Below are 6,306 nucleotides of genomic sequence, written 5' to 3' on the forward strand. Positions count from 1 at the left end.
TCACGCTCCCCACCGTATTGGTGACAGGCCCACACTCTACCACCACCACCCCCCCAGCGACAGTCCGTCGCTTGACGCGCCCCGGTTTCACTCTTAACCTGGCGAGCCCCTGGTTTCGACTTCTTGACAGCTTGCCGCTGGCGGCGCACAACCGCCCCGTCACGGTCTGACTGATTGGTCAGTCAGATAATGGAACGTATTGTGGGAGTTGAGCTTGAAAGAGCCATCAGAACGGGAAGATGCGCTGCGCCCGGAAACGCTGGTGCAGGTTGGCGTGGTGACTGGCGCCGTGCTGGCGATCGTCGCGGCCATCTGGACCTCGAGCCTGCCCTCCCCGTTCCCTTGGGCGGAACTTGCGCTGACCGTGGCCGCGGCTGCGGCCACGCGCCAATTCGGCCTGCCTCTTCCGGGCAAGGGGTTCGCGTCCTTCGTGCTGGCAGTGGTGCTGTTCGCCGTCCTTCGCCATGGCTGGGCGTGGGGCGCGTTGGTCGCGCTCATCGGCATGCCGGCCGGCGACCTGATCTTCCGGCGTCTCCCGCCGCGCGCGGCCCTCATGAACGTCGGACACCTCACGTTCGGCAGCGCACTGGTGGGCTTCGCCTACGATCTGTTCGGAGGGGCGTACGGACCCGCTGCGTTGTCGGCGCCCAATGGCCCGGCGCTGCTGGTCCTCCTGATCGCGCTGCCCACGGTTGTGAACGCGACCTTTTACGCGGAGCTCGCGCTCTCACAGGCGGCCGCGTGGGTAGACGCCCGCCTCACGCTCCGGTGGGAAGGGGTGGTGTTCGCCCTGAGCGCCTCTCTGGCGCTCGCTTGGTTCGCGGTGTCGGTGATGGCGGCGCCCGCAGGGTACAAGCTGGTGCTCGACCTGGCACTCCTCGGCCTCACCGCGCTGGTTCTCTGGGTCTCGCGGATGGGCGTTCACGCCGATGAGCTCCGGCTCATCCAGCGGCTTTCGAGCGCCATCGCCGCGGACATCAACCTCGACCGCAACTTCGCCACGATCCAGGAGCTGACGCGCCGAATCGTGCCCTGGGACCACATGGGTTTCGCGCGGTACGACGAGGCGAAGCACGAGATGGAGCTCGTCGCGGACACCAGTCCCGAGCACGCGAAAGGGAATCGACTCGCGGCAGACCGTGGGCTGACGGGTGAGGTGCTGCGCCGTCGCGGGCCGGTCGTGGCGAGCGGCCTTCAGCGTACGTTGTCCGTCGAGTGGGAACACCCGGGATCCGAAATCCTCATCCCCCTCTATCAGGGGGAGAAGCTCGTTGGAGAGTGGAGCATCCGACACGGCGATCCGGCGATGTACCGGGACGTTGACGCTCTCCTGCTCTCAACGCTTGCGCCGAACCTGGCGCTGGCGTTGAGCCTGCACAACCTCGTGGCCCCGCTGGTCGAGGCGTCCGAACAAACGGCCACGTACGTCGAGCACCTGACGGCGACGAGCCAGCAGATCCACGCCAGCTCCGAGGAGGTGACGGCAGCGGCGCAGCGTGCCGAAGCGGACGCGGCCACCGCCGCCGGTTTGGTGCAGCGCGCCGAGGAGGCGATGGTCGTGCTGCGCTCGAGCGCGCACCACGCCGCGGCGGCCGGCAACGAGACCCACCGCGCGGCCCAGGACATGGAGCAGGCTACCCAGGCCATCCGGGTCGCCACCGCGATGACCGCCACCAGTCTCGAACGCATCGGCGAGACCGCGGAGCAGGGCGCCGCCGAGGTGGGACGTCTTCGGGAGGCTGCCGAGCAGGTCGGCCGGTTCGCCGAGACCATCGGCGCGGTGGCGAACCAGACCAACATGCTGGCCCTGAACGCCACGATCGAAGCGGCGCGCGCTGGGGCCCACGGCGCCGGGTTCGCCGTCGTGGCCGACGAGGTTCGCCGTCTCGCGGAAGAGAGTTCACGCGAGGCCGCGCGCGCGGCCAAGACGACCGCCGAAACGCGCCGCCTGCTTGACCGCGCGGCGCAGCTCCTCGAGCGCATGCGCCGCGAGCTGGGCGAGACCGCGGCGGCCGCCCACCAGTGGATAGCCGACCTCGAGGCCATCGTCCGGGCCAGCGAGACCGCCGCCCACCTGTCGGAGCGGATGGTGGAGTTCCCGCGCCGCACCACCGCTCAGGCGGACGAGATGCAGAAGATGCTCACCGAGCTGGGCGCCGCCGCGCAGTCGTCCGCCTCGGAAGCCAAGGTGGTCGCCGCCTCCGCTGCGGAGCAGCTGGAGGCCATAGAGAACCTGTCCCGCAGCGCCATCCAGCTCTCGCGCAGCGCCGAGCAGCTGGCCGGCGCAGCACGGTTCGTGAAGGGATAAGGGACTCACGCCCAAGCGTTGCCGGGGTTGCGGTTTAGCCCCGGATTGGTAGAATTGTGCGGAGTTTCCGCTACCCCGCGCGAAGGGGGGGCGTGACACCAGTGCTTGCGCTGCCTTTCCGCGGCGGCCATACTCATTGGCGCTGTAGCAAAGACTTGAGCACGAGGCGGACCAACCTCTCCGGGGAGAATCACCATGCGTAACCGATTCCTGTTGGCTGCGAGAACGCTGGCGGCGTTCGTGCCGGCGCTGGCAATGGCCCAGCAGCGGCCGACACCTCCGCCGCAGCGGCCCGCGGCACAGCCCGCGCAGCGTCCGGCTCAGACCGCCATGGGCACCAGCAACCGGAGCGGCGCAATCGCGTTCACGGCCATGCCCACCGCCTTCGTCGTAAGCGACGGCGCCCTCAACGACAACATCCTGGACGCCCTGGCCGGTGAAAACGTCGGCAGCGTCATTCCGGGCATCGCCGGCAGCGTCGTCTACCAGCTGTCGCCCAAGCTCGGTGTTGGGGTGGGTGTCGGCTTCGGCACCGGGAACGGGCTCACGTTGATTGCACCGTCGGCCGGACTTGGCTACACGCTTTCACCAACCAAGCGTACGTCGCCATATGTCCTCGCGGTGGTTTCGGCCTCCAAGTGGACCGGTGACTTCGGCAACACCAGCGCCACCGGAGTCGGCGGCGGCGGCGGCCTGGGAATCAGGCACATGGCCGGCGAGAACCTCGCGGTTCGCCTCGAGGGCCGCGTGGGATTCGAGAGCTACACCGACGAAAGTGTCAGTTCCATCGTCGGTCGCGCCGGTCTCGGAGTCACGTATCTGATGGGCGGCGGCCCGGCGCGCGATACCGACGGCGACGGCGTACCGGACAAGCGTGACCGCTGCGCCGGCACGGCCCGCGGCGCCACCGTCGACGTGCGCGGCTGCACGTCCGACACCGATCGCGACGGCATCGTCAACGGCCTCGACCGGTGCCCCAACACGCCGGCCAACACGCCGGTGGATGCCAATGGCTGCACCCGTGACACCGACAGCGACGGCATCGCGGACAACCTCGATCGGTGCCCGAACACTCCGTCCAACGCGCGGCCGCTCGACGCGAACGGCTGCCCGGTCGACGCGGATCGTGACGGCGTTGCCGACTATCAGGACCGCTGCGCCAGCACGGCCGCCGGCACGCCGGTGGACGCCGCCGGTTGCCCGCGCGACACCGACGGTGACGGCGTGCTCGACAACGCCGACCGCTGCCCTGGCTCCCCCGCCGGCACACCGGTGGACGCCAACGGCTGCCCGCGCGACATCGACGGCGACGGCGTCGCCGACAACCTCGACCGTTGCGCCAACACTGCCGCAGGCACGCAGGTTGACGCGACCGGCTGCCCGGTGCAGCGTGACGCCGACGGCGATGGCGTGATCGACGCCAATGACCGTTGCGCCAACACGGCCCGGACTGCTCGGGTCGATGCGAACGGCTGCCCGCTCGCCGAGCTGCCCGCCGCCGGCGCCACCATGATCCTCCGCAACATCAACTTCGCCGTCGGCGGGGCGCGTCTGACCCCGTCCTCCTTGGCTACCCTGGACGGCATCGCGGCGGCGATCGTCGCCACGCCGGGCTCCCGGTGGGAGATCGGCGGCTACACCTCGGCCGTCGGCACGGCGGCCCTGAACCAGCGGCTGTCGCAGGCGCGCGCGCAGTCCGTGATGGACTACCTCGTCAGCAAAGGTGTCGCCCGCGACCAGCTGACCGCGGTCGGCTACGGCCCGCAGCGTCCCGTCGCGCCCAACACGACCGCGGCCGGACGGGCGCAGAACCGGCGCGTGGAGATCAAGCGCCTGTAGTAGCAATATCCACGTAGTCTGGCCAACATTCGAGCCCCGTCCCGACGTACTGGGATGGGGCTCGATCGTTCCACTCCCGGACACCCAGGGTTCATGCGCGCCTTAAACGTCGCTTTGCTCTCACTCGCCATCGCAGCCGCGCCACTCGCCGGGCAGCGCCCAGTGCCGACACCCGCGTCCGTGCTCGGCTTCGCGCCAGGCGCCGAGCGCCGGCTCGTGGAGTGGGACTCGCTGGTACGCTATCTCCACGTCCTGGACGCGGCATCCCATCGCGTCGCGGTGCGAGAGCTTGGCCGGACCACCAACGGCGCCCCGTTCATCGTAGCGTTCATCTCGAGTCCCACTAATCTCGCGCGGCTCCCGGCGCTGGGTGACATCCAGCGCCGGCTGGCGGATCCGCGCCTCGTTCGCGACTCCGCCGAAGCCGCACGCCTGATCGCCCGGGGCAGGTCTTTCGTGCTGATCACGTCGAGCATCCACTCGACCGAAGTCGGCGGGTTCTTCAGCCCGCTCGAGATCGCGTACCGGCTGGCGTCGGGCACCACGCCGGAGATCCTCCGGGTCCTCGAAAACACGGTGATCATGCTGGTGCCGTCGATGAACCCCGACGGCGTGAACATCGTGTCCCGGTGGTACAACCAGACCCTCGGCAGCGCCGCTGAAGGCACCAGCCCCCCCGAGGTCTACCACCACTACACCGGCCATGACAACAACCGCGACTGGTACGCCTTCACGCAGGTCGAGACGCGCCTCGTGGTTGACAGCCTCTACGGCGTCTGGCACCCGCAAGTCACGATGGACATCCACCAGATGGGGAGCAACGGGCCCCGGATCTTCGTGCCGCCATATATTGACCCCGTCGAGCCCAACATCGACCCGGTGCTGGTCCAGAGCGTCAACGCGCTCGGGGTCGAGATCGCGCGGCGGCTGACCGCCGACGGGTTCCTGGGTGTGTCCCTGAACTCGACCTACGACATGTGGACGCCGGCCCGCGCCTTCCAGCACTACCACGGCGCCGTGCGCATCCTGACCGAGACCGCGAGCGCCGAGCTCGCCACGCCGGTCACCGTATCCTTCGACAGCCTGCGGCCCGGCCCGGGCGTGGACCCGCGCACAGCCTCCTGGAACTTCGTCGCGCCGTGGCCGGGCGGTCGCTGGACGCTCGCCGACATCGTGCGCTACCAGACCGCCGGCGCCATGGCGATGCTCGACCACGTCGCGCGCTACCGCGACGAATGGCTCCGCGGGTTCTTCGGCGTAGGGCTGCGCGCGGTGCGGGGCTGGCCGGACTGGCCGTACGCCTTCGTCATCCCGACCGCCAACCAGGACCAGACCGCCCTGGCGACGATGCTCGAGATCCTGCGACACGGGCAGGTGGAAGTCCGCTCGGCGCTGGCCCCTTTCACGATCGGCCGGGACCGCTACTCGCCGGGGACCTACGTCGTGGTGATGCGGCAGCCGTACGCCTCGTTCGCCAAGGCGCTCCTCGAGCGCCAGGCCTACCCGGACCTGCGCGAGTACCCCGGCGGACCGCCCAAGCGGCCGTACGACGTCACCGCTCACACCCTGCCGCTACTGCTCGGCCTGCGCGTCATCACCCTGCCCGAGAGTCTCCCGGTCGCGCTGTCGGCGCCGGTCGCGGCGCCGGCGCCGATCTTCCGCGCGCCCGGACTATCATCCGCGCGCGGCCCCCGCGCGCCCGCCGCGCCGCGCATCGGCCTCTACCGCTCGTTCACGGCGCCGATGGACGAAGGGTGGACCCGCTGGCTCCTGGACAGGTACGGCATCCCGTACGAGAGCCTGGTGGACTCGACCGTGCGCGCCGGCAACCTCGGCGCGCGGCTCGACGCGATCGTGCTGCCCGACATGCCGCCGCGCGCTATCGCGGACGGCCTCTCACCGCGCCGGTATCCGGCGCGCTTCGCCGGCGGACTCGGCTCTCCCGGTACGCAGGCGCTCAAGGAATTCGTTGACGGAGGCGGAACGCTCATCGCGCTCAACGAAGCCTGCGGGTACGCCATCGCCGCACTGGAGTTGCCAGTCGTCGACGCGCTCCACGGACTCTCGAACCGCGAGTTCTACGGCCCGGGAAGCATCTTCCGGCTCCGGCTCGACCCCGACCATCCGCTCGCCGAGGGCGTGCCGGCTGAAACGATCGC

At 69.8% G+C, this 6,306-nt stretch carries 3 protein-coding genes; all 3 read left to right on the forward strand.

The window, feature by feature from the left end; translation table 11 throughout:
- Nucleotides 1-214 precede the first annotated feature (214 nt).
- Nucleotides 215-2,308, forward strand: coding sequence for a methyl-accepting chemotaxis protein (locus Q8Q85_13115; GenBank protein MDP3775196.1), 2,094 nt, complete (start codon nt 215-217; stop codon nt 2,306-2,308).
- A 240-nt stretch (nt 2,309-2,548) separates the two neighbouring features.
- A complete protein-coding gene (locus Q8Q85_13120; GenBank protein ID MDP3775197.1) occupies nt 2,549-4,147 on the forward strand; it encodes a thrombospondin type 3 repeat-containing protein in 1,599 nt (532 codons plus the stop codon).
- Nucleotides 4,148-4,309: 162 nt separating this feature from the next.
- Nucleotides 4,310-6,306 (forward strand): M14 family metallopeptidase (locus Q8Q85_13125; GenBank protein ID MDP3775198.1); only part of this gene is annotated, 1,997 nt, incomplete at its 3' end.

The organism is Gemmatimonadales bacterium, assembly GCA_030697825.1.
In the GTDB taxonomy this organism is placed as follows: Bacteria; Gemmatimonadota; Gemmatimonadetes; order Gemmatimonadales; family JACORV01; genus JACORV01.